The sequence below is a fragment of the Gimesia aquarii genome (genome assembly GCF_007748175.1).
Taxonomy (GTDB): Bacteria; Planctomycetota; Planctomycetia; order Planctomycetales; family Planctomycetaceae; genus Gimesia; species Gimesia aquarii_A.
The window spans coordinates 4,346,963-4,370,703 of record NZ_CP037422.1 but is presented as its reverse complement, the minus strand read 5'-3'; the positions used below and the strand labels follow the sequence as shown (position 1 = coordinate 4,370,703).

Here is a 23,741-nt window from a genome sequence, read left to right as displayed (position 1 = left end):
CGTTTATTTAATCGATAAACTGAAATTCATTTGATAACAAAAGAATCTGGGCCAGACTTTGCCAGGGAGTAATTTGTATGCTGTCTGGTTCTCTAAAGTCTTGGGAATAGTGCCAATATCGAACGGCCTTTGGATTTCCCTCTGTTTTCGAGAATGCTACTGTTTCAATAGAATGTGCTATAATTTCCGGTGACCAGACGAACGAGTCGTGTCCGAGCTGACCTGCAGTATCGACGACAAAATCGATTGTTTGTTTTTTTTCAAGTTTGATATTTTCGAGAGTCGTTTCAACCGAAGTTTGGTGAACGTTCCAGGGGCCTAACTTCTTTTCGCCGGCAATGAGTACACGCCCCCGAATTCCATTACCGCGTGAAATTTCATGCTTGAGAGTTCCTTTGATTGAAACTGCCATTGTTTCGGGGGCGCGCCATCGAATTACGGCGACATGATTCATGTCATTACCTGGATGGCCTCCGGTTTTATCTAAAAAGACCCAGCCTAGTTTAGGATCGGGGAGGCGATCACTTCCCTGATATTGTTTTCCGTTCCAGTAAGGTATTGGTTTAAAATTTGACAAATTTTTTGAGTTCTCATCGTATACTCCATAACCATATTCCCAAGGTGTTGCAATGAGAGATTCTTTTTTAGGAATAGATTCTGTTTCAAGAAATTGAAGCATCTCCTTTACTTCTCGTCGGTTTGGCTTTCGTTGTAAAATACTTTGATAGAGCTGCTTGATACCAGTTTTTGGATTGCCCGCTTGCTGCGCTTCTTTTCCTAGAATTTGAGCAGATTTCAGAACGAAAGGATGATTCATCAGAAACAAAGACTGTCCGGGAACAGAAGTCGAATTTCGTGTTCCAGTACTCACATCTGGAGAGGGGAAATCGAATGTGCGTAATAGACCGGGAACGCGTTGACGATCGATGAAAGTGTAGATTGTGCGGCGTTTGTTAGAGTTCGATACGACCCCTTTGATTGATTTTCCTCCAACAGTTGTATCCAACTGATGGCTGACTTGGAGCAGGGTATCACGCATTGTTTCAAAATCTTGACGTCGGCGATTCATTCTCCATAAAAGTTTATTGGCTGGGTCCATTTTCTCTCCTGAGGCATGTAAGAGACTCTGTTGTTGATAGGTCGCCGACTGCATTATATAGCGATGGAGTTTTTTGATCGACCAGCCGTTTTTCATGAACCAGATTGCTAGATGGTCCAGAAGTTCCGGATGAGAAGGGAACGCTCCCTGAATTCCAAAGTCACTCGGGGTAGAAACAATTCCCTGACCAAAGTGATGTTGCCAGATGCGATTTACAATCACCCGGGCGGTCAAAGGATTTTGAGGCGAAACAATTGCTTTGGCCAATTCCAGTCTTCCACTTCCTTGGGTAAATGATTTAGCGGATATCTGATTGAAAAAGGTCAAATAGCGCCGTTTAACTGATTGAGCAGGAATTCCCGGATTCCCACGCCTTAAAACCCGTGGTTCGATGATTTGACTAGCATCAGTGAGTGTCATCATTTGAGCCAGTTCAGTAGAGGCGGCTGCGCGTGCTTTATCTAAGGCTGTATTAAGTTTTTTGACGGTTTCTTGTAATTTTCTATCGGGAAATAATTTTAAGACTGGATAACCATGTAAAGGAGTGGTTAAGGGTGAGTAGGAGCTATAAAAAGCTTGTCGATAAGCTTGTTTTTCAGGTGCAAACAGGATGGACTTTGATGTACTTCCCGGTTTAGGCGCTTCGGCGATCCACTGGTCCCATTCCTGATCAACTTGTTTGAATAGTTTTGCGTACCCGGAAATCACATCTTGAAAACTATCGAGTTCCGATTGTAATAGAAAGGCTGCAATCAGTCTTACTACAGTGTGAACGTTATCAACACTCGTTTTGTTTTGAAGTATGCGTCTTGATTGAACGGAAAAATTCTCTTTGGCAATATATTCCAGTTGATGCCAGATCGAAAATACGGGGGAGTTTGTCTTTTCAGAATCGTCCAGAAATTCCTGCCACTTTAATAAGACTTCTGGATTGAGATCATCACCGTCAACAATCACATCAAATTTCACGGTGTCCGGTCCGCTTCTTCGAGATTGTGCTACACGCAAGTATTCTGAAAGTCTCTGGTGTGCATCTCGTGATACTTTAGCATGTTGTTTCTTGTAGAGTTCTTCTAAATCTACAGCAGCCCGTTTTATCTTCTGTGCCTGTGTTACTAGATGATCAGGTATTTTGTTTTTGTTACGGAAAGGAAGATGAATCGGTTCGAGTGAATTTCGGAAGACTCCATACATAGAGTAATAGTCTTCAATTGAAATAGGATCATATTTATGATCATGGCAACGTGCACAACCTACGGTCAAACCTAGAAGCCCACGTGTGACAACATCGATTCGGTCAGAAATAATATCATGGATATCATTTTTAAATCTTGGACCAACGGTAATGAATCCGAGTGCTGCTTGGGACTCGTGTGGGATTTCATCTTTCAGAAAATCTGCGGCTAATTGCTCTATGACAAACTGGTTGAACGGTTTGTCTTTATTGAAGCTGTTAATCACGTAGTCTCGATAGGTAAACGAGGAATGGAAAATTGGTTTCTCAAAGAATACATAGCCTTTGGTGTCTGCATAACGGGCCAAATCAAGCCAATATCTTCCCCAGCGTTCTCCATAATGGGGGGAGGCAAGTTGCTGTTCGATTATTGAATCGGCTGACTGAGGCGAAATCCTTTTTGAGAATAATTTGATCTGTTCAGACGTGGGAGTCAGGCCGGTAAGATCCCAAATCATTCTGCGGAGTAAGGTAGCCGGTTTTGCGGGTAATGATGGTTTAAGTCGATTCTGTTCCAGTTTTGAAAGAATGAAATAATCAATATCATTTTGTGGCCAGAGAGTATCTTTTACAGAGGGGCGACTGGGATTTCGAATGGGGCGAAATGCCCAGTGTTTAGAAAAATCGACTTTGGTTGAAGTTCCGATCGCTGCTTTCTCAGGCCAGATGGCACCGTTTTTGATCCACATTGCTAAAACTTCGATGTCTGTTTTAGATAATGGTTTGTCGGGAGGCATTTCAAGTGACTCACGACGGATCGCGCTCATTAAGAGACTTTCACCAGGGTGATTCACCTTGATTGCCGGTCCACTTTCTCCGCCTTTGAGAAGATTCGCACGCGTATCAAGCCGTAACTCTGCAAACTGTTTCTTAGGACCATGGCATTTGAGACAGTGTTTGATCAAGAGCGGTCGAACGTGTTGCTCAAAATAATATTCCCGTTGAATGGAATTGTTTTTATCGTTTACTGCTAATGCCTGATCAGAGAAGAGCCCTAATAGAAGGATTCCAAGGATTTGACTCGCAATTGATAGTTTGTTTTTAAAAGACATCATTCGTTTTATCACTGCTCTATTCAATATGATCCTCAATAACCTGAAGTGTATCCGCCAGGCTTTTGTTTTTTAAAGCATCGATAATCGGCAGGTGTTCTTCGTAGATTTGAACTGGTTTTGTATATTTCAAATGAGACTCACGAAAATGTCTTCGAACTCGGGACACGATGGAAGACCAGATTGCTAAGAGGTCGGGAGAATGGGATCGGTTGACTAAAGCACGGTGAAAGGCAATATCATGTTCCGATATCAACGCAAAATCTTTTGCTTCACATGCAAGCTTCATTTTTTCGAGAATATTATCCCACAACAAAAAATCTTCTTCTGTCAAACTATCGAAAAAAAGTCGCACTGCATATTTTTCTATAGTGCATCTAAGTGGAATGATCAGTTCTGAAATTTCATTAGGAGCAGATGTTGAAACGATCGCTCCCTTGTTGCGATCTGCTTCAACAATTCCTTCCCAGGTAAGTTGCTGAATCGCTTCACGAATTGGCCCCCTACTAACGGCAAATCGTTTGGCCAAATCGATTTCACGTAAACGCTCTCCTTCTGCAATTTTCCCTGAAAAGATATCCTCTCTAAGACGTTCTACTATCTGTTCGCCCAGCCCTCGAACTAACTGAGATTCCTTCATTGATTTTCCTTAGACTATGGGTGATTTACTATTTAAAAGGTGTCCAATCTAATTGTGGAGGACGATAACAAAATAATCAAAAAGATTTCTATTTTTTAACAAGATCAAAGTCTTTATTTTCATTATTCCCAGTATTGATTTGAATCGTTATTTTCTCTGCGTGTTATACTCTTTGGGAATGATTTGATTTAATTCATCCACAATCGTACCTGCGTGGGTTGGGAGTTCCTGCTTCAATTTTTTCCCCTGTTTTTTGATATGCGGTGATTTCTACACGAATCATCCCGACGACAGGACCAGATTCTTGAGAAATTGAATAAGAGCCCTTACTAATATTGGCGTCTGTTGAAGGACCAACAGTGGGTGAGAGAGGCGTAAATGTGATCATGCTATCTTCAACAGCCTCTCCCTTAAATTTAAGATGTCCGTTGGTGACTGCACTTTCTTGAGAATTACAGAGATCCAAGTTGCTTAATTACGATTGCTTTGACTGGTTTGGATATATCCTGGAGGAAAAACCTTGTATGTTTCAAGGTAGTTATAAAAAGTGAGCCCAATCTGCTCCAAATTAGTTCTACAGGAATGTTTACGGGTTGTTTCAATTGCTTGTTGAATTGTCGGGAGCAATAGCACAATTAAGAATGCAATCACGACTAAGAGTTCAATCAGTGTGAATTCCTTTGAGTTGGTTTCTTGTCGCACGATAATTGCCCCTTGGTTGAATATCTGAATTTGTTTAGTTTCGACGTCTGAATAATAGTTTTGTAAATTGTTAACAATTAAATGTCAAATAAAAATATGGGTAAATCAGTAATATGAAAAAAGTAATAAAAGTAAATATACGGGTCGTTTTATTGACTTCTGCACTTTAAGAAATGAGGAATATGGACTTCAGCAATAGAAAAATGAATGACATCTGAATATTGTGTCAGAGTTATAGTAAGGATTTTATGTTTTTTTGTATACTTTTTTGCAGATTAAGTTAGAATTTAAGCAAATAATAGTCTAGAAAAGTGTAAATATGATTATATGAACTTAATTATATTATTATACAAATGTGATAATTTAGGTATTTCTTAAAAATTATCAAATTTATGATTTTTCTTGGGAAGAAATCTACTTTGAGTCACTATATGCATATAGAGGGTGCTCGTCATTATCTTGCGATTCGCAATAATGAGTTTATACAGAATTGCACAGGCCCCTTGCTTCTATCAGCGCGCAAAGTTAGGGGACTAGTGCCTGCTTCCTATCATTGTGTTTGTGGGCCTGTGCTTTTTGAACTCGATTTCCCCTTATTGTAAGTTTCTCAGTAGAGAATATCCTCAGGGGATCTCACATGCCCACAATGAACCGAAGGTAACATTAAAATTTTACCATCGGATTGCTTAAGTGTCGCACACCACTCCCAATCATGCGCAGGTACATTTCGATAATGGCTCTCCCAATATCGAGGCGTTCGATCTTTCCAAAACATCAGGCAGCCTGTACCACAATAATCAACGGTACTTGTCTCGGTACCAATTTCTGAAAATGCATTGACGATATGATAATCGTCAAAATGCCCACCTACGAATTGCGTTTCTACGTGTCGATTTCGATAGCAACCAGAAACTGCATTCGGAGGAATCCATCCTGCTGTCAATTGTTCAAGTAAATTGACACCTGCTTCAACAGGCACAAGGATATCATCTTCAATTAGCCAATGAATGTCACCTTTCATTTCAATACGTAATCGATTACAGGCATGAGCCATGAATTGAGCAACTTGATTTCTTCTTTCTTTCTCAGTTGAGTAATTTATTGACACTGAATGAGGTATGATCCTGATGGTTTCGAAAGTATTCAGATATCGATGGGTTTCAGATCTTATCATTGAAAGTATGTTTGGGTCATTTGAATTATCAAGTATGACTAATTCAACTGGTTCAGAACTACCGATCAACTTCACTGCCTGTGAGACTGATGACATCCATTGTGGAAAAAATTTGCTGAGCCTACCGCTGACGATGGAGCCCACACTGAGTCTAGAACAGATGCGTCGCATTCGTGGTAGTAGGTCTTCCTGTCGTTGTTTGTATTTCGTTTGAATATTCGCAGACCAGGAACTGGCATGTTGGCGATATTGTAATATGGCCTTGCTACGCGCGGGGGTACCTAATCTGGAACCTCTTAGTGCCAGGTCCCAATCCCACATGGTATTGATTTTATTTCTCCAGCGGCCTGCGGTTTCAAATGCCTGACGATTCCAAAGAGCAGAGGTATTAACAAAGTTTCTCAACCAGAGTTTACCCGTTTCCCATTCAGGGGCCTCCCAAAGTGTAGAGTAATCACCAAAAGCTTTGGCGTCGCCATATACAAAAGGGGTTGTAGGTGTGATCGCTTTCAGATGTTTTTTTACATAGTCTGTAGGGAGGATATCGTCTCCATCTAGAAAAAGTAAATAGTTGCCCGTTGCTTTGGATACACCCTCATTTCTGGTGTCGCAGACTCCTCGATGGTATAGAGAGTCAACAACTATTAATCCCTGGTTTTTGAAATGGTTTGCAATTTTGAGTGACTCGTCAAAACTGCAGTCATCTGAGTAAATGACTTCACAGGGAACACTTTGTTTGAGCGCTGATTTAATGGCGTCCGAAAGAAAAGGTGCATTATTCCTGGCACCTATAATGATGCTGACTTTAGTTTCACGAACCTTTATTTTTGGTGACGACTTTTCATGATGATTATTTGTCTTCTCTGGTTTTGGCCAGAGTGCATTACCTACCATATATTGGCCCTTTATCAATAGGTGATTAACACAGATCTGAATTCAAGTATTCAAAAGGGCATACATGAGTCAAGACAAGAATTTGTAGAGGTAGGATTCGTTCACATTAGAAGAGAGTTTAGATTATGAAAATCGTATTGAAGTGTGAACGTAGTGAATGCTCAGTGGGTACAAATATCGATTATTAGGGTGTGGGATTTATATAAAATGGTAAATGTTTTCTTTTCTTAAAGAAATCATTGATTTCTTTGATTCCCGCCTTGGATATTTTTGAGCCTTTTACAAAAAGATGTTCTAAGAGAATTAGTTTTTTGAGGTGTTTAACTGACTCATCACTTACTTTAGTTCCTTCAATATTTAACCAATCAATTTTTTGATTGTTTTGAATAAATATCAGGCCTTCATCTGAAATATTCGTTTTCGCAAGATTTAGTGACACCAAATTTTGTAACTGATTTATAACTTGCAAACCTTCGTCCGTAATATTTGGATTTATTTGAAGTGAGAGATTTGTCAAACTTTTTAGATTGCTTATGTGAGATAACCCTTTGTCAGTGATTCCAGAAGCATGTAGATCAAGTATTTGGAGTGAAGTTAAACCACTAATCGCAGCAAGTGCATCGTCTTCTATAGGGTTGTCGTTTAACTGAAGCTCGTATAGGTTAGTAAGGCCAGATAGTCGACTCAATTTCTCTTGAGTTATCATCTGAATTTTTTTAAACGCAATGGTCTTCACATAAAAATCTTCATTTGGCAACGATTTCTTTTGTTCTATTGTTGGGTATTCTTCTCCGTATGGTACTACAATTTTTATTTCGCAGCCGTGGTCCAATGCCCAATTAGCCGCATCTCTTTCAATTGTCGCTTGAGTTGAAGTTAGTGCCGGAGTTGGATTAGATTTGGAATTTGCTTTTTTCGGTTGTCGAACATTCGGGATCGTTGAAGTGGATTTAAGCTTAGTATTTGTAAAGTGATTGGTGCGTGAGATGTATTGAATTCCAAGTGTTAGAATTCCAGTCATTAATATTATTGACGCAATAATAATTGTTTTTTTATATTTCAGAATGCGTTTAGAAGGTTGGTAATGTGTGCTGGAATAGTACTTCTGCGCCTCAACGGGAGGTGTTAGCACGGTCTTAAGACATAGTTCTTTCAGCTCTTGGCTTTCAGTCAAATATGTGTCCGATGATTCGTTAAGTAATAATTCATTTTTTTGGTTTAGAAATTCGTCGAGTATTCTAACGACTTCAGCCATCGTTTGGATTCGATCATCCGGACTTTTTTTTACCATCGATTGAAACAATTCTTCCAGTTGCACGGGGATCTCCGGAAGCTGATCAACTAAATGAGGTATGGAATCTTCTCGATGTGCGATAATAGTTTCAACGGGTGTTTCTCTTCTGAATGGAACCTTACCTGTTAAGAGTTGGTAAAAGGTGCAGCCCAAGCTGTAGATGTCAGAACGTTGATCAATCGTTTTAATACTTTGTGCCTGCTCTGGAGCCATGTAGTAGGCACTACCCATGATACAATTTGTGTCGGTTAAATCATCCAGAGAAGAGCCCTCGTGTCGCAGTCCGGCTAATCCCAGGTCGAGAATTTTGACTTGTCCATCAGTGGTTAAAAAAAGATTAGACGGTTTGATGTCTCTGTGGATCAAATCATGGTTGTGAATATACTGGAGCCCATTGGCGGCTTGCCTTAAGATTGAGCAGGCAGCTGTGATTGACAAAGGGCCTTCCTGTTTGAGAATTGTTTTTAAGTCATGGCCATCCAGATATTCCATAACCAGAAAACAGGTGTCATCAGCTTCCCCTGCATCTGTTGCCTTAACAATGTTGGGGTGGTCTAACTGTCCTATCAGTTCCATTTCGCGATAGAATCTTTGAGTCTGGTCAGTATTTTCCCAGTCTTTATTCAATAGCAATTTAAGGACAACTTGTTTTTTCAATCTTGAGTGTATTGACTCATAGACAACCCCCATTCCTCCCTGGCCAATTTTTTTTATCAGCTGGTATTGACCAATCACTCGAATAGGGGTTTGCTCAGGCTCTTTTCGTAATAGGATGTTGCTGTTATGACTGGAGGGTAGAGTTTTTTTTGCAACTGCGGTTTTTGATTGTTGAATCGATGAGATTGTAGAATTAAATAAGCGATCTAATTTGTCTTGAGAAAACGGATGATATTGTGAGTCATCACCGTTTTGACGTCTTAGATGGCATTGCTGCCATTGTTTGAGCTCGCTATCTTCAGAATAGATTTCCGTTCTTTTTTGGCAACTTGGGCACTCATTCAGATGAACCCTTACAATCTCACACGTATCTGTATCAAGGTCATTCAGGAGATACTGTAACAACAAATTATCTGAGAGACACTTATCCATGAAAGACTCAAGTTATTATCTATTTTTGAAATACAATACTATCAAACGAAAGTCTTTGTATTTCTTCCTTTAACTTTCTTTGAACAAGAAATTTAGCTTTGTAGACCCAGGGAACTTCTGTTTTAAGCTCGGCCGCAGTTTCCTTAGGAGGTTTATCCATGATCCATGTGAGTTCAAAAGCCTTCCAGGTTTTCTCATCAAATTCAGATCGGATGTTTTCTAATGCTGTCTGGTAGATATGCCCACAAAATTCATCAGACCAGGCCGCGTCGATCTCTCCTGGTTGCTCATAGATAAATTCTTGAAGCCCGTTTGAGCCGGTCTGATTTTGATAGCGTTTATTTTTTTTGAAGCATCGACAAATTTCATGATATGTGACAGTCCCCAGCCAAGACCTGAAACGCCCTAGTTTTTGATTGTACTCAAAAGTATGAAGGGAAGAACTGATTTGACGGAATACGTCCTGGCAAACATCTTCCGAATCACTATCGTTTAATCTGGATTTTCGACAGTAGTTATAAATCAGTGGTCCATAAATTTTTACAAATTCTTTCCATGCTTCGGAGTCTGAAGGTATGCGCACTCGATTCAAAAGCGAGATATGTGTTGAAGGCCATTCGGAGCTGTAGTTCATTTAGCTTGTTCCTTAGACAATGGATACATACCTGCTCCATCTTTGATTCAACTCCATGTCGCCATCTTAAAGTACTGTGTTCTATAGCGATGCTATATTATGAATGGTGATTACGAAACATCATATTTCGAGAAACAATATATGATGAAAATCATTATATATACTAATTTACTCGATATATATTCATAATGAAATAAAAATTTTTTCTGAGATAAGACCTCCCCGATTTATTTGTTTTGCTAATGAAATTTCAATCAAAAGTATATCGCTAGTTCGTAGTTATATTCATTTTAAAATATATTTGTCTTTCACAAATCGCTTTTTTTGATCTAAATAGGAAATATATACCCACTTTTTGTCCATTAGTCTTTGGATGGTTTATACTTGAGACACAATGTTCAAACTAAAGTTCTCTTTATGGTTAGATATACCAACTAGAATGTTGCATTTACTGATTAGGGGAGGCATTTTTGGGTTGTACTCATTAATAGATTGATACTAAGTAGAACACATGAGTTAGGTTTTACAGGAACTCAAAGAGGTACGTGCTTTTTCCAGTAGCCGAGATAGTTCAGCGAGTTCATCCGAACTTAAATGTCCGATGAGTTTACGGTGTAAATTTCGGTCAGGTTCGTCAAGTTCTTTCAACAGCTCCAATGCTTTAGAGGTGATCTCAATAAATACGACCCGTCGATCCGCAGTACAGCGTTTTCGGTTTACAAGTTTCTGAGCCTGGAGGCGGTCTATCAGACCGGTGATTGCGGGGACAACTTGTACCATTCGATCAGCGATTTCCAGAGAAGGCATCGGTTTGCCTTCCCCACGCAGAATGCGAAGTACGTTATATTGAGAAGGCGTTAAGCCAAACTCTCTAAAAAGTCTTCCGAATTGATTATGAAAGATGTCGCTTGTTCGCAAAATATTCAGAACGGCTTCCTGTTCAAGGGAGTCGAAAGGTTGTTTTTTTCCAAGTTCTTGGCGCAAGTTAGTATGTGGCATCTTAACCCCTTACAAGTGGATCGTAAGGTTCGTTATTTTATGAGTAAACTATTAGGGAGTCAATAGGCTGTAAGATCTATGCATGGCTTGTATTTTTTAGTCTCATGAAAATGATAAATAAGTTTGAACTTTATGCTGTTTTCACTCGATGAAAGCAGGAAATATGATTAATGCATTTTTGCGAAAGAAAAATGCGTTCCTGTTTCATTTAATGATTTGCTACATGGCGAAATTCAGTCGGCGTACAATTTTCATGCGCTTTGATGACAACACTCAAATAAGCAGCACTCGAAAACCCTGCCATTGATGCAATTCTTTCTAGAGTAAAATCGGTATCAATTAAAAGTTGTTTTGCTCGGCGAAGCCGCTCTTCCGCGATTAATTGATGCGGTGTTTTACCAACCAACCGCATAAAACGTCGTTCCAGAGAACGTCTTGTAAGATTTACGTGTTGCGAAATTAAAGCAACGTTTATTTTAGAGCATGCATTGCGCCTTATAAATTCCAAAGCAGAAGCAATTGCAAGATCGTTCACAGCGATGATGTCGGTCGATCTGCGTGGAACCAGAGTTCTAGGGGGAAGCATCAAAGGAGAACATGGTGTGGTTTTTCCTTTCATTAAATGATCGAGTAGCGAAGCAGCTTCGTAGCCAATCTGTTCTGACTGATGAGAGATGCTGGTGAGGTGCGGGTTAATCGCTTCACAGAATACATCATCATTATCTACGCCAACAACGGCAACCTGTTCAGGAACAGCAATGTTTCGACGACTGCAGGCATCTAGAACGCATAACGCGCGTAGATCATGTGCAGCCATTAAACCAACAGGTTTAGGAAGTGATTCCAGCCAGTCTCCCAGGTCCTCCTGGCCTCCATTCCAACTTTCGGAAAAACGCCTGCGGGAAAGTGGTGAATAAAGTTCACATTCGAATCCGTGTCGTTTTACAAGATCGGTAAAAGCGATACTACGTCGTAGTGACCAATTGGATCTTTCAACACCTACAAACGCAAAATGTCTCAAGTGACGATCGTGCAAGTGTTCAAAGGCTAATGCCGCGATAGCAATATCATCGGAATAGACGCCGGGAAGGTCAGAGTTGGATATCTGTTGCAGTGTGTCAACAATGGGAACACCAGCTTGATGTAAGCGATCTGCCATCTGTTGTGAGCGAACTCTGGCGATAATTCCATCTCCATCCCAATCCTTGATCCAATCGGGAAGTGAACTCGCAGGTCCCCACTCATCGATAAAAATAGACCAGGGTCCATGAGTGCGTGAATAGGTCGAAATGCCTTGTAGAATCCCACGACCAAATGTTTTTGATGTTTCGATAAAAATAGCTACTTGTGGTGTACGGTGTGGCATGATCGTGTTTCGGGTTGTCGCAATTTTGAAAGATACTGTCGCAGTACTGGATTGATTCTGAGTGAACTGAGCAGGTACACTGAAGATTCGAATTCATAAAATGATAGACGAATGAGTCTTTTGGAAACAATAATTCTCGATGTTTTTTTTGTTTTTCAACTCGATTGATGCGCTACTGGTTCAACGTCTGTTGGGGAGACCAAAATGTTGAAGATGAGTGTAACCCGTTTTTTTGTAGTAGCAATTTTACTATCTAGTTTCATTTCCGTCCTATATGCAGAAAATCAAAGCACTTACTTGGTAGGTGTCGCCAAGATTGATATCACTCCAGAATATCCTGTATTGCTGAGTGGTTACGCATCACGCAGTACCGAGTTGATTTCGCGCGTGGAGCAGCAGTTGTGGGCCCGTGCGATCGCAGTTAAAAATGAGCAGGGGCAACCACATGTTCTGATCGCTGTCGATAATTGTGGGGTTCCTGCATCAGTCACGAAAGCAGTTGTCGCGAATCTGAAACAGAAATACAAAATTAATGCTGAAAACGTTGTGATCAGTTCCACACATACGCATTCCGCTCCGATGCTCAATGGAGTCCTGCATAATTTGTATATGAAGGATCTTTCACCAGAGGAATTAGCCCGTATTGATCGATACACACAAGAACTCGTTACCTCACTCGTTCAGGTCGCAGAGAAAGCGATTAAAGACGCTCAGCCTTCCATATTAGAATGGGGCATAAGTGTTGCAGACTTTGCTAAAAACCGTCGGCTGATTACAGGTCCTAAAGATCACAGTCTACCAATTCTGCATGTGAAAAGCATTGAGGGGCAATCACGAGCGATTCTGGTAAATTATGCCTGTCATTGTACGACGTTGGGAGGAGTTCCTTTCATGTCCGGTGACTGGGCTGGGTGTGCCGTCGAGGGGATTGAATCAGATACTCCAGGCTGTATGGGAATGGTAGTAATTGGTTGTGGGGCTGATCAGAATCCAAAAATTAGAGGCGATGATCAAGGAGCCGCGCGGGTAAATGGTCAGGTTATTGCAAAAGGTGTAAGGCAACGCCTCAAAACAGAATTGACCAGAATTTCAGGAAATCTCATCGCTACGAATAAAGAGTTGGTGCTTCCATTAGATACCCCTCCAACACGAGAAGAATGGGAAGAGCAGAAAAATAAAAAAGGAATCACAGGATACTTTGCGCGTAAGAACCTTCGACGGCTCAAACAGGGGCAGGCTTTAACTGATAAAATTGTTTATCCAGTGACCTCTTGGGTCTTTGGTAATGACCTGGCAATGGTTTTTCTGGGTGGCGAAGTAGTCGTTGATTATTCTCTGGCGCTTAAACAAACGCATGGTGCAAAGATTTGGGTTACGGCTTATTCGAACGATGTGCCTTGTTACATTCCGTCTGAACGTGTTTTACAGGAAGGTGGCTATGAGGGTCGGAACGCGATGGTCTGGTATGATTTACCGGCGTCACTTGCGCCAGGTTTAGAGAAAAAAATTCTAGACGAGGTTGATCGACAGCTACCAGCTTCATTTCGTGCAGAAGTGGATGTCAGCCAAACTGGTGGTAAACGACCCTTGAGTCCTGCCGAATCGATCTCCCGTATGAATTATGCCGATAATCTTAAGGTAGAACTTGTAGCCGCAGAGCCTCTTGTAATTGACCCCGTCGCAATTGAATTCGGTCCCGATGGAAAGCTTTGGGTAGTCGAGATGCGTGATTATCCACTTGGTATTGATGGGAATATGAAACCGGGAGGGGTCGTCAAGTATCTGGAAGATCTGGATCAAGATGGAGTCTACGACAAAGCCACTGTTTTTTTAGAAGGGCTTGCTTTCCCTACCGGGTTGATGGTTTGGAAAAAAGGAGTTCTCGTTTGTGCCGCGCCCGATGTGATCTATGCTGAAGATACAAGCGGCGATGGAAAAGCTGACGTTCAGCGTAAAATCTTAACCGGATTCGCTACACATAATTTTCAAGCACGCGTCAACAGCTTGGTTCCCGGACTTGATAACTGGGTTTATGCTTCAGGTGGCTTGTTTGGTGGAATCATAAAGTCGTTCAATGGTCAGACTGTTAATGTTACGAATCGCGATTTTCGCTTTCAGCCGGAGACGGGAGAATTGGAACCCGTGAGTGGACGTTCTCAACAGGGGCGGGTTCGAGACGACTGGGGAAACTGGTTTGGCTGCCGTAACGGGAGTCTCTGTTTGCATTATCCAGTGACTGAATCATATTTTCGAAAGAATCCGTTTGTCGTTTCTCCTCCGCCAGAAGTCTCCGTTCCTCAGGGGAGTCATCGGAGTGAGCTCTTTCCTGTGGGGGAACTGGTGCAATTCCATTTAAGCGGACCACGCGGACGTCCTACATCAGTCTGTGGTCTAGGACTCTATCGTGACCGTAAACTGGGAGATGATTTCTATGGTAATGCTTTCCTTTGTGAACCTGTCAATCAATTAGTACATCGGATGTTAGTTCATCCGAAAGGTGTCAGTTTTGCTGGTGAGCGTGCTGCGGAAGAGCAAGATCGCGATTTTTTGACTTCAACCGATAACTGGTTTCGTCCCGTGCAGGCGCGCATGAGTCCTGATGGAACGGTAATGATCGTTGATATGTACCGCTATTTAATTGAACACCCGAAGTGGCTTTCCCCCGAAGCAGTCGCCAAACTCAACGTACGAGCTGGCGAGACGCGAGGCAGAATCTATCGAATCAGTCGCAAAGATCAAGAACGGATACCTGCACCGAATCTCAAAAAGCTATCTTCAGTAGAATTAGCGAATCTGTTGAAATCAAGTAATGGTACATTACGTGATATGGTACAGCAGGAACTGCTTCTACGATCTGCTTCGGAAACAATTCCAATCATCAAATCTATTGCAGTAAATGCAGACTTACCCGAGTCCAGGGTACAAGCATTAAGCAGTTTGGAAGGACTACAGGCATTAGATTCAGATTTGTTATTGTCACGGATTAATGATCCTGTTGCTGGTGTTCGCAGAGAGGTTGTTCGTTTATCAGAACCGTTCTTGAACAAGTCAAATGAATTGGCAAATGCCGTTCTGGAGCGAACTAAGAATGAGAGAAATTTATCGGTAATCTTACAGTTGGCTTACTCGTTAGGTGAATTAAAAGGGGACGTAGCGACACAAGGTTTGTTAAAATTAATGAGAGACCATTCTGCAAATGTATATATCAGGTCGGCAGTATTGACGAGTTTCGAACCAGATCGCTTAGCACCTGCGATCACAGTTCTGATTCCCCAAATCAGCAGTAAACCAAAATTATTACCGGTTTACGAAGCACTCTTGGCGATGGCGATCGCCACAAAGGATAAAGCGACACTGAAAACAATTTTAGAGTGCATGTTAGAAGGTACTGTGAAAAATCAGGAGCTTCAATTATGGGAATGGGATTCTCTTTCGCAAATCTTAAGGGGACTCAATCACGAGAAAGTCAATGAAGATGCGGCTGTTCATCAGCAAGTGCAGCTATTACGCGAGCGTGCCAGCCAGTTAATATCAGATCATCAGAGTCATGAGAAATATCGGATTGGTGCGATAGAATTTGTAATGAGCGCAGGTCAGAGTCTGGAAGATATTGGATTGATTTCGGACTTGCTTTCCCCTCAGACTCCTCTAAAGATTCAAGTTGCTGCTCTGTGCAGTTTGATCAATACACAGAATTCTTCTGCCATACAAACTGTCCTCAAAAACTGGAAACAGTATACTCCTGCCTTGCGAGTAGAAGTGCTAGACCAATTACTTTCACGAGAGAGTACCACCGTTGAATTATTAAAGAGCATCGAACAGAAACTCATTCAACCTGCTCAGATTGATTTAACGAATCGTGATAAACTAACTAAACACAAAAGCCCTGAGATCAGCCAGCGCGCCAGGAAAATATTTTCTGTAGCAACCAGTGCCAGTCGGGCTGCCGTTCTTAAGCAATATCAATCAATTGATCTGAAGCAGGGAAACATACAACGTGGGAGTGTTGTGTTTGAGAAGCAGTGTGCTGCCTGCCATCGCTTAAATGGAAAAGGTCATGTGGTAGGGCCAGATCTGGCTGCGTTGACGGATCAATCAAAATCCTTTTTGCTGACATCGTTATTAGATCCTAATAAAGCCGTCGATGGTCGCTACGCCTCGTATCTGGCTGTGACTTATGAAGGGATGATTCATACCGGGATTCTCGTATCCGAGCAAAGTAATAGCATTACTTTGAAAGGCCAGAAAGGAAAAGTACAAACGATTCTCAGAACGCAACTTGAAGAATTGCAGAATACGGGTAAATCTTTGATGCCAGAAGGCCTGGAACGTGAAATCTCACTGGAAGCAATGGCAGATTTATTAGTATTTCTTCAGGAAAACAGTTCTTCTATAAAATACAAATATGTCGGAGCCGTGAAACCTGATGCCGCTTATCCTGATGATCCGAATAAGCCGAAGCTCGTCAATCAGTCAACGGGATCAGCACGATTTAATGATGGTCAATGGGTTGGGTTCCGATTTGCCGGCACACAGCCTCAATCAGGCATCGACTTTGATCTCGGAAAGAAAATACCAATTCGTTCTTTAAAGATTGTCTATGGAGTCAATCATGAGCCGGGCACCATTCATGCCCCCGCTTCGGTTTTGATTTCTTTCAGCAATAATGGTGAGCAATATGGAAACCATCTCAAATTTTCTGGATTTGATAACCATCCTGACGGTTTAGGACTTTACGGAATCGATGGCCGTACTGTTGAGATTAATCTTCCACAACAGCAGTCTCGCTTTGTCCGTATTAAATTTCAAGGTAAGAAAGGGTGGGTTTTTCTCTCTGAAATCTCCGTTGACAGTCATGCAGCGGATACCCTGAGTCAAGCCGTTCCCGTTAGTTCTGGAGAAGTGAAGCCAAAGACGGTTCCCGTAGACCCGGTTGCAAAAATTAAGTCGCTTGTTGCCAGTGTCAAGGTTGGTACAGTTGATGAATACCGCGAGATACCTGAAATTTGGCGAACAGCGATTGCATTAGGTAAACGAAATCAGGTTGATGAAATTCGTAAGTTACTCGAAGCATCGTTGCCTGAAAAGGGAGGGGCTTTGCAACGTTGGCAGGCTGTTGTGATTGGAGGAGGAATTATCAATGGAATCACGATAGCCGGAGATTGGCCTCGTGCACGTATCGAAACAATTTTAAAAGATGACGCGAAACTGGCCGCTCGCTGGAAACAGGCGTTGTTGCAATCTGTGAAGATGGCCGATGATCCAAAAATCAAATCAGGTACCCGCTACGACGCACTCAGAATGATTGCGATGCTTGATTTTAAATCATGCAAAGCACAATTAAAAAAATATCTCGCAAATTCTAAACAGGCTGAGTTACAGATGGGAGCCGTGAGTGGGCTGGGTGATATTGATTGCGAAGCATCAACGCTACTGTTGATCAATGCAGTACCGGAATTAAATCAAAGAAATCGTAAGCTTGCTCTCGAAGCGTTGCTCAGAACGGAGAATCGTGCGCGGGCCTTACTGAATGCAACTCAAATGCAAAAAATTACAGCAAAGATGATCGACGCTACTGTTCAGAAACTGTTGATAGAACATTCAAACGAAGAGATTCAAAAACAGGCAAAACAATTATTCGATTAATAAATGTCGATATAAAAATAGAGAAAATCAGCTTCCGGTTGGATTTATTTTTCTTGTAGCAGCACTTCCAATATTCCTTTACAAAAATCGGGCAGATCTCCTGGTCGACGACTTGAAACGAAATGCCGATCGATGACAACGGGAGTATCTTCCCAGATGGCACCTGCATTAATGAGATCATCTTTGATGCCTGGTGAGCCAGTGACTTTGACACCATGGTAAATCCCTGCTGAAATCGGCATCCAGCCTCCATGACAGATGGCGGCAATCAGTTTTTCACTCGTATGGAATTCCTTTAATAATGACAAAACCTTTTCAAAACGCCGGAGTTTGTCAGGCATCCACCCGCCCGCACAGATGACGCCCTGATAGTCGTTCGAATTGATACTATCGATTGTTGCTTCCGAGATTGCAGGGTAACCATGTTTCCCCAGATAGGTTTTTCCTGATTCGAGACCTGCCATGATCGTTTCGGCACCCGCTTCCTCCAGACGAAGTTTGGGATACCAAAGTTCAAGATCTTCGTAATCATCACCAACAAACAACAGAAACTTTGAACCTGACAAGGGCAGGGAAACACTCATATTCTAAATCCTTAATGATCAATTACTATTTTCGCGGAAAAGTGAATACTAAGCACTGGGCCACATAAATCCGAAAATCAAACCTACAATGACAGCGTACATGATCGATTCAATGACGTGTCCCATAATGCGGTTATGAAACCAGATTGCGTGTTGCACACTTGACGATAAAAAAATGAAGAGGCCGGCTGTTGACAGGAATCGAAAAACCGTTTTGAATTCCGCGCCCGGAATGATTGCTAACGTTGAAAGATAAGCGAGAGCAAAGCTGATGACCAGAAAATACACAAAAGTCAGACCCAGCTTCTTTCCCATATTCACTTTGGGAAAAACTGTCATTACGCCACACGGGCCTGCTTCCCATTTCTGTTTGTATTCGTCACTGTTCATTTCCTTAGATGAATTTGTACCTGGAAACATATAATTGCCCAATGGGACATCCAGTTCCTGCATGGTTTTAAGAAACTCATCTTCTTTCTCTAGTTTTTTCCAATCATCTCGATGAAGTTGGAACACCATCCATGACAAGAAACTGGCGAAAAATAAAGCAATCGCTGACAAAATGATTGGTACAAGCAGACTTGTTAACATGTCAATATTCCCGAGTGAAGTGCTTAAAATGAAAATCTGAAAGGAGTCGAATGGTTTATTTCAGCAAAAAACTACTAACAGTCATTCAAAATGATCATAAAAATATCGTTCTGGCTTTCCTAGTATGTAGACAATCATTTGGCGAGAATTTGATATCCTGACTTGTTGATCCACTTTTAGAAACAATCTTGATTGGTATAAAATCATCACTCCACGTTATGATTATCAACTCTTATTTTTTTAGAAAGTAGACATTCTCATGGCGAGTACGAGTTCAGATCTTCAGGAGTTAGTACCACTTTTATTTGTCGATGACCTTTCTCGCTCAGTTGATTTTTATATTGAACAGCTTGGTTTTGATATCAAACTCACGTGGGAGCCAGAAGGTACATTGTTCTGGTGTCGGATCGAACGTGGGAATGCTGCCCTGATGTTACAATTGGCTGTTCCCGATGAAGATGGAACTGCTAATGAACGTAGCAAGGGAGTAGGTCTCTTTTTCAACTGCGGTGATGCACAGGCAATGTATGAGGAACTTTTATCAAAAGGACTCTCGCTTGAACCACCACAAGTTGCCTTTTACGGGATGAATCAGCTTTTTCTGAGAGATCCAGATGGTTATGAACTCTGTTTTCAGAATCAAGTCTAAACACCTGCAGGATAATTGAATGACTGTTGTTACAAGTCGGCTTTATTAATCGTGGTCTAATAAGTTTGTCAACCAGATTACCTGGTATGGGTTGAGAACCAAGTCACCATGCAGGTCTGAATACAATTCACCGCTGATCAGATCGACCCATGAATCAGTACCAATCAAATTAATGTCTGATAAGGGAATGATTTGTTCTTTATTAGTGATATTGTTGATTGCAAAGATGCTCTGTTGGCGATTCATACTCTGACGCCAGAAAGCAAACACACTATCTCCCAAGTGTAAGGTAAACTGAGTTGCGTTTGGATGAAAGGCTGGCTGGCGGATGCGGACATTTATCAGATGACAAAGTCCCTGAAAGACTCGTGAATGTGTTGATGATTCATCTTCAAGCACGCTCAAAAGATGCCGATAATCCCAGCGATGACGATTGATAGAACGACTACGACCTGTCTGTTCCACAGCGGTATGATCATTCCGTGTGCCGAGGAAACTGTGAATGTAGATCGCGGGAATTCCTTCTAAAGCCAGCATAATTGCGTGGGCGCATAGAAAGCGTTCAATCTGCCATTCATCTTCACCGTCCAGAGTTCCTTTCATCGCTTCGAATAGGGAGATGTTGATCTCATAAGGACGCATCCCCCCACCCGCGAGAGAACGCATCGATGTCAATCCACCAAATTGTTCCATCATAGAAACCATTTCGCCGATTTCTTCTTCGCTCATTAACCCTTCGGCAGGGCGTAGTCCGATACCGTCATGCGAAGCAATAAAATTTAAGTATGTTGTTCCATGCAGTGCAGGGGGCATGCTCATCATCCATGTTTTTAGATGCTGGCAACTACCACGTAGCATTGCGTTGACCAGCAGGGGAGGCAGAGAAAAATTATAGATCGCATGCGCTTCGTTTGAGTTCCCAAAGTAAGCCAGATTTTCACGATTTGGGATGTTTGTCTCAGTAATGATAATTGCTTTCGGTGAGACAAATTGAATCAACGTTCGTAACAATCGCACAATTTCATGAGTCTCTGGCAAGCTTAAGCAACTCGTACCTGGAACTTTCCAGATAAAGGCAATGGCATCCAATCGAAAAATTCTGACACCGTGATCCAGGTACAATTTAATAATCTTGACGATTTCTTTTAGTAATTCTGGATTCGCAAAATTCAAGTCGACTTGATCATGACTGAAAGTGCACCATACATAGCGAGGGCCTTCGGGAGTTTCTATCAATTGTAATAGTTCGTTTGTTCTTGGACGAACTACTTTAGAGATGTCATCTTCCGGCGTTGCACAAAAAAAATAATCTTTACCTGGTGACGTTCCCCGTTTAAACTGTTCAAACCAGCGACTTTGGCTTGAACAATGATTGATTACAAGATCTGACATCAATTGAAATTGTTTAGCAATTGCATTGATATGGCTCCAGTCGCCTAGTTTCTCATTGACTTGTTGATAGTCAATGATTGAAAAGCCATCATCGGAACTATAAGGAAAAAATGGAAGGATATGAATTCCATTGATGGTGTCTTGCAGAAATGTCTCTGCAAAGTTCAGCAATGTTTCCAAAGGCGGCTGCCCCTCCGTGAGCAGACTATCGCCATAAGTAATCATGATGATGTCGCGTTGAGTCCAGTGATTTTGATGTGTTTCTGGTGTCCGGCATTCTCCAGCGTCAGGACACATGATATCAATCAGAGACTGAGCAAACTCCGTATGATCGAGATCGGGATAAATGATGCGCAAATGGTTTTCGATATGAAATCGATATTCACTGATTGCAGTATGCTCAACTGGGTCGGTCATGTTTTCAGGAAAACTCCCGGTAGTCATCATCAACGGCGTAACACAGATGTCTGAAGATATCTGGAATCGCACTTTGGACACGGTTCCAACTGGGGATGAAAGGAGTTTCCATTGGGTTTTCCAGAAAATGCAGTCCTGCCTTTAATACATTTTCAGCGAATAGTTCAACCGCTTTTTCTTCGTTGTGTACATCAAACTTTAACCCATTAATTATGGCATCGTTACGATAGGTTTCTATAAAGTCCAGAGCAATTCGATAGTAGGTGGCTTTAATAGAACGAAATGTTTCAGTCGAAAATACAACGCCGTTGGTGGCCAGCTTTCGAAAAATACCTTTTGAAATATCGATAGACATTTTAGAGAGACCCGCTTGTGCATCCTCAACAGATAACTTCTGATGTTTGTGATCATATTTGTCGGCAATATCAACCTGACATAATCGGTTTGTTGAGAAATTACGTTTGACTTCCGAGAGCACTCCGATTTCCAACCCCCAATCACTGGGAATCCGAATATCATTAATCACATCAACGCGAAATGAAAATTCACCCGCAAGTGGGTAACGGTAGCTATCCAGGTATTCGAGATAATCTAAAGAACCCAGGATCTTTTTCAATGCGCGCATTAAGGGGGTGACTAATAACCGTGTTACTCGGCCATTCATCTTACTCTCTGCGACGCGTGCGTAATAACCTTTACAAAATTGGTAATTGAAACTGGGGTTTGCAACCGGATAAATTAAACGTGCGAGCAGGCTACGATCGTATGTCAAAATATCACAATCATGTAAGGCTACCGAAGAAGTCGTTCCCTGAGCAAGAATATAACCGAGACAGTACCAGACATTGCAACCTTTCCCCAGTTCTTTCGGGGCCAGTCCCTGTTCTTGTAGCATATTGTTGACTGCCTGGAGCCGTGGACCATCATTCCAGAGTATGCGATGATTCTGAGGTAGGCGACTAAAAAATTCAATCGCGTGTTTGTATTGCGATTCATCGGCCCGGTCCAGACCAATCACGATCTCATTCAGATAACCAACCGTTGCCAACTCAGTGACAATCTTATCGAGAGCCGGTCCTTCGAGTTCGCTGTATAGACAGGGGAGCACGAGGCTCATCGGGCGAACTTCAGAAAATCGGATCAATTCCGCTTCCATCTCTGCATTAGAACGTGAAGCGAGGTTATGTAATGTGGTAATGATACCGTTTTGGTAAAAGTCTCCCATACTAGACCTCCGTAATCAAAGCTTGAGCGCCAAAACCAGAATGATCAGGAAAGTGTTTCATCCAGTATTTGGGTTAACGCATCAGCCCATCCTTGTGGGCCAATTTCTTCAGTTATGATGATTGAAGATCGCTTTTCAAGGACCGGTGGTTCATGCTGGGAAGAGCGCACGATGACGGCAGTGTCTGCTGCGTTCAACATGGCGACATCATTTTGGCTATCGCCGAGTGCCACAAAAGCAGGTTGCGCACCACACGAGTTAGTAAAACGCTCCCTTAACCAATGCAGACATTTTCCTTTGTCACACGCGCCAATCACATGCACAAACCGGCCACCTTTAAGCAGCCGTAATCCATGATTGGCAATCAGTGCTTCAAAGTTAAGCAATTGACGTGCCGAGTCTTGCCAGATTAGTGGTTCCGAGAATTCTCGTGTTGCTGCAAGTATAGCGTCTGTTTCCGATAAGCCCGTATGCGCAATGACTTCAGAGACTTCCATGTCTGCAAATCCGGTAAACAGGAATTTTTTATCTATACGAATTTTGTGAATCAATTCCAAAATTTCTGACCGAAGTGCCCCCAAAACGTGCATGTAATATCCCGATTTCTGGGCAGTATTTTCCAATTCCCCATCAAAATAATCAGCAGGTATAAAAACAGCCGAACCATTTTCCACGACATAAGGCGCTGAGTTTTCCAACTCTTTACGAATTATTTCAAGTTCGGCGGCAGTTTTACTCGTGTTTAGAATCAAAGGAATATCAGCTGCTTTGAGACGTGCTAATACTGGTATGGCTGGTGTATAAGAATATGTATGGTGATCCAGCAATGTCCCATCCAAATCTGTCATGACAACAAGTGGAGGGAGTGTTTGTTGATTAAAACGTGGGTCAACATTCATAGACAGAGAGGTAACACAAAAGAACTAAGAGGATTCCATCTCGGATGAAGAGTTGGCAAAAAGGCCGTCAGTTTGATGCGCGAGAATCATCATAGCAGTACGCGGGCTGAGGAACAAACGTAGAGATTGTAACTATCAAATCTAAATAAAGTTGAGGGGGG

Annotated in this window: 16 protein-coding genes; 2 read left to right on the top strand and 14 right to left on the bottom strand. The window is 41.9% G+C overall.

Annotation, left to right across the window (positions count from 1 at the left end; all coding sequences use genetic code 11):
* Positions 1-7: 7 nt before the first annotated feature.
* The 9 genes from V202x_RS16550 to V202x_RS16510 all read right to left on the bottom strand — a co-directional run bounded on the left by V202x_RS16550 (position 8) and on the right by V202x_RS16510 (position 12,177).
* The gene (locus V202x_RS16550) at positions 8-3,388 is read right to left on the bottom strand and encodes a PSD1 and planctomycete cytochrome C domain-containing protein (RefSeq protein WP_145177272.1); all 3,381 of its coding nucleotides are present in this window, start codon (positions 3,386-3,388) and stop codon (positions 8-10) included.
* A 16-nt stretch (positions 3,389-3,404) separates the two neighbouring features.
* Positions 3,405-4,025 (bottom strand): GntR family transcriptional regulator, encoded by a 621-nt coding sequence (locus V202x_RS16545; RefSeq protein WP_145177269.1) that lies wholly within the window; start codon positions 4,023-4,025, stop codon positions 3,405-3,407.
* A 193-nt stretch (positions 4,026-4,218) separates the two neighbouring features.
* Entirely contained in the window at positions 4,219-4,413 is a 195-nt protein-coding gene (locus V202x_RS16540) for a hypothetical protein (RefSeq protein ID WP_145177266.1), read from the bottom strand.
* Between the two features lie 83 nt (positions 4,414-4,496).
* Entirely contained in the window at positions 4,497-4,658 is a 162-nt protein-coding gene (locus V202x_RS16535) for a DUF1559 domain-containing protein (RefSeq protein WP_232099022.1), read from the bottom strand.
* A 676-nt stretch (positions 4,659-5,334) separates the two neighbouring features.
* On the bottom strand, positions 5,335-6,795 hold the full coding sequence (locus V202x_RS16530) for a glycosyltransferase family 2 protein (RefSeq protein ID WP_145177263.1): 1,461 nt from the start codon (positions 6,793-6,795) through the stop codon (positions 5,335-5,337).
* Positions 6,796-6,979: 184 nt separating this feature from the next.
* Positions 6,980-9,178: a serine/threonine-protein kinase gene (locus V202x_RS16525; protein ID WP_145177260.1), complete on the bottom strand. Its 2,199-nt coding sequence runs from the start codon at positions 9,176-9,178 to the stop codon at positions 6,980-6,982.
* A 19-nt stretch (positions 9,179-9,197) separates the two neighbouring features.
* On the bottom strand, positions 9,198-9,812 hold the full coding sequence (locus V202x_RS16520; protein WP_145177257.1) for a sigma-70 family RNA polymerase sigma factor: 615 nt from the start codon (positions 9,810-9,812) through the stop codon (positions 9,198-9,200).
* A gap of 516 nt (positions 9,813-10,328) precedes the next feature.
* Positions 10,329-10,811, bottom strand: coding sequence for a MarR family winged helix-turn-helix transcriptional regulator (locus tag V202x_RS16515; RefSeq protein ID WP_145177254.1), 483 nt, complete (start codon positions 10,809-10,811; stop codon positions 10,329-10,331).
* Positions 10,812-11,019: 208 nt separating this feature from the next.
* A complete protein-coding gene (locus V202x_RS16510) occupies positions 11,020-12,177 on the bottom strand; it encodes a XylR family transcriptional regulator (RefSeq protein WP_145177252.1) in 1,158 nt (385 codons plus the stop codon).
* A 204-nt stretch (positions 12,178-12,381) separates the two neighbouring features.
* Here V202x_RS16510 and V202x_RS16505 point away from each other — a divergent pair, with 204 nt between their 5' ends.
* Positions 12,382-17,823: a neutral/alkaline non-lysosomal ceramidase N-terminal domain-containing protein gene (locus V202x_RS16505; RefSeq protein WP_145177249.1), complete on the top strand. Its 5,442-nt coding sequence runs from the start codon at positions 12,382-12,384 to the stop codon at positions 17,821-17,823.
* Between the two features lie 44 nt (positions 17,824-17,867).
* Here the strand turns inward: V202x_RS16505 and V202x_RS16500 are convergent, their stop codons facing one another.
* Positions 17,868-18,407, bottom strand: a complete 540-nt coding sequence (locus V202x_RS16500) for a type 1 glutamine amidotransferase domain-containing protein (protein WP_145177246.1) — start codon at positions 18,405-18,407, stop codon at positions 17,868-17,870.
* Positions 18,408-18,455: 48 nt separating this feature from the next.
* Entirely contained in the window at positions 18,456-18,998 is a 543-nt protein-coding gene (locus tag V202x_RS16495) for a hypothetical protein (protein ID WP_145177243.1), read from the bottom strand.
* A 259-nt stretch (positions 18,999-19,257) separates the two neighbouring features.
* Here V202x_RS16495 and V202x_RS16490 point away from each other — a divergent pair, with 259 nt between their 5' ends.
* Positions 19,258-19,647 (top strand): VOC family protein, encoded by a 390-nt coding sequence (locus V202x_RS16490; RefSeq protein WP_145177240.1) that lies wholly within the window; start codon positions 19,258-19,260, stop codon positions 19,645-19,647.
* 45 nt (positions 19,648-19,692) lie between these two features.
* Here the strand turns inward: V202x_RS16490 and V202x_RS16485 are convergent, their stop codons facing one another.
* From V202x_RS16485 to V202x_RS16475, 3 genes are read right to left on the bottom strand one after another with little or no spacing between them, the layout of a single operon-like run.
* Positions 19,693-21,456: a sugar phosphorylase gene (locus V202x_RS16485; RefSeq protein WP_145177237.1), complete on the bottom strand. Its 1,764-nt coding sequence runs from the start codon at positions 21,454-21,456 to the stop codon at positions 19,693-19,695.
* Positions 21,457-21,460: 4 nt separating this feature from the next.
* Positions 21,461-22,681 (bottom strand): glycosyl transferase, encoded by a 1,221-nt coding sequence (locus V202x_RS16480; protein ID WP_145177234.1) that lies wholly within the window; start codon positions 22,679-22,681, stop codon positions 21,461-21,463.
* A 44-nt stretch (positions 22,682-22,725) separates the two neighbouring features.
* Positions 22,726-23,580: an HAD-IIB family hydrolase gene (locus V202x_RS16475; RefSeq protein ID WP_145177231.1), complete on the bottom strand. Its 855-nt coding sequence runs from the start codon at positions 23,578-23,580 to the stop codon at positions 22,726-22,728.
* Positions 23,581-23,741: the final 161 nt, after the last annotated feature.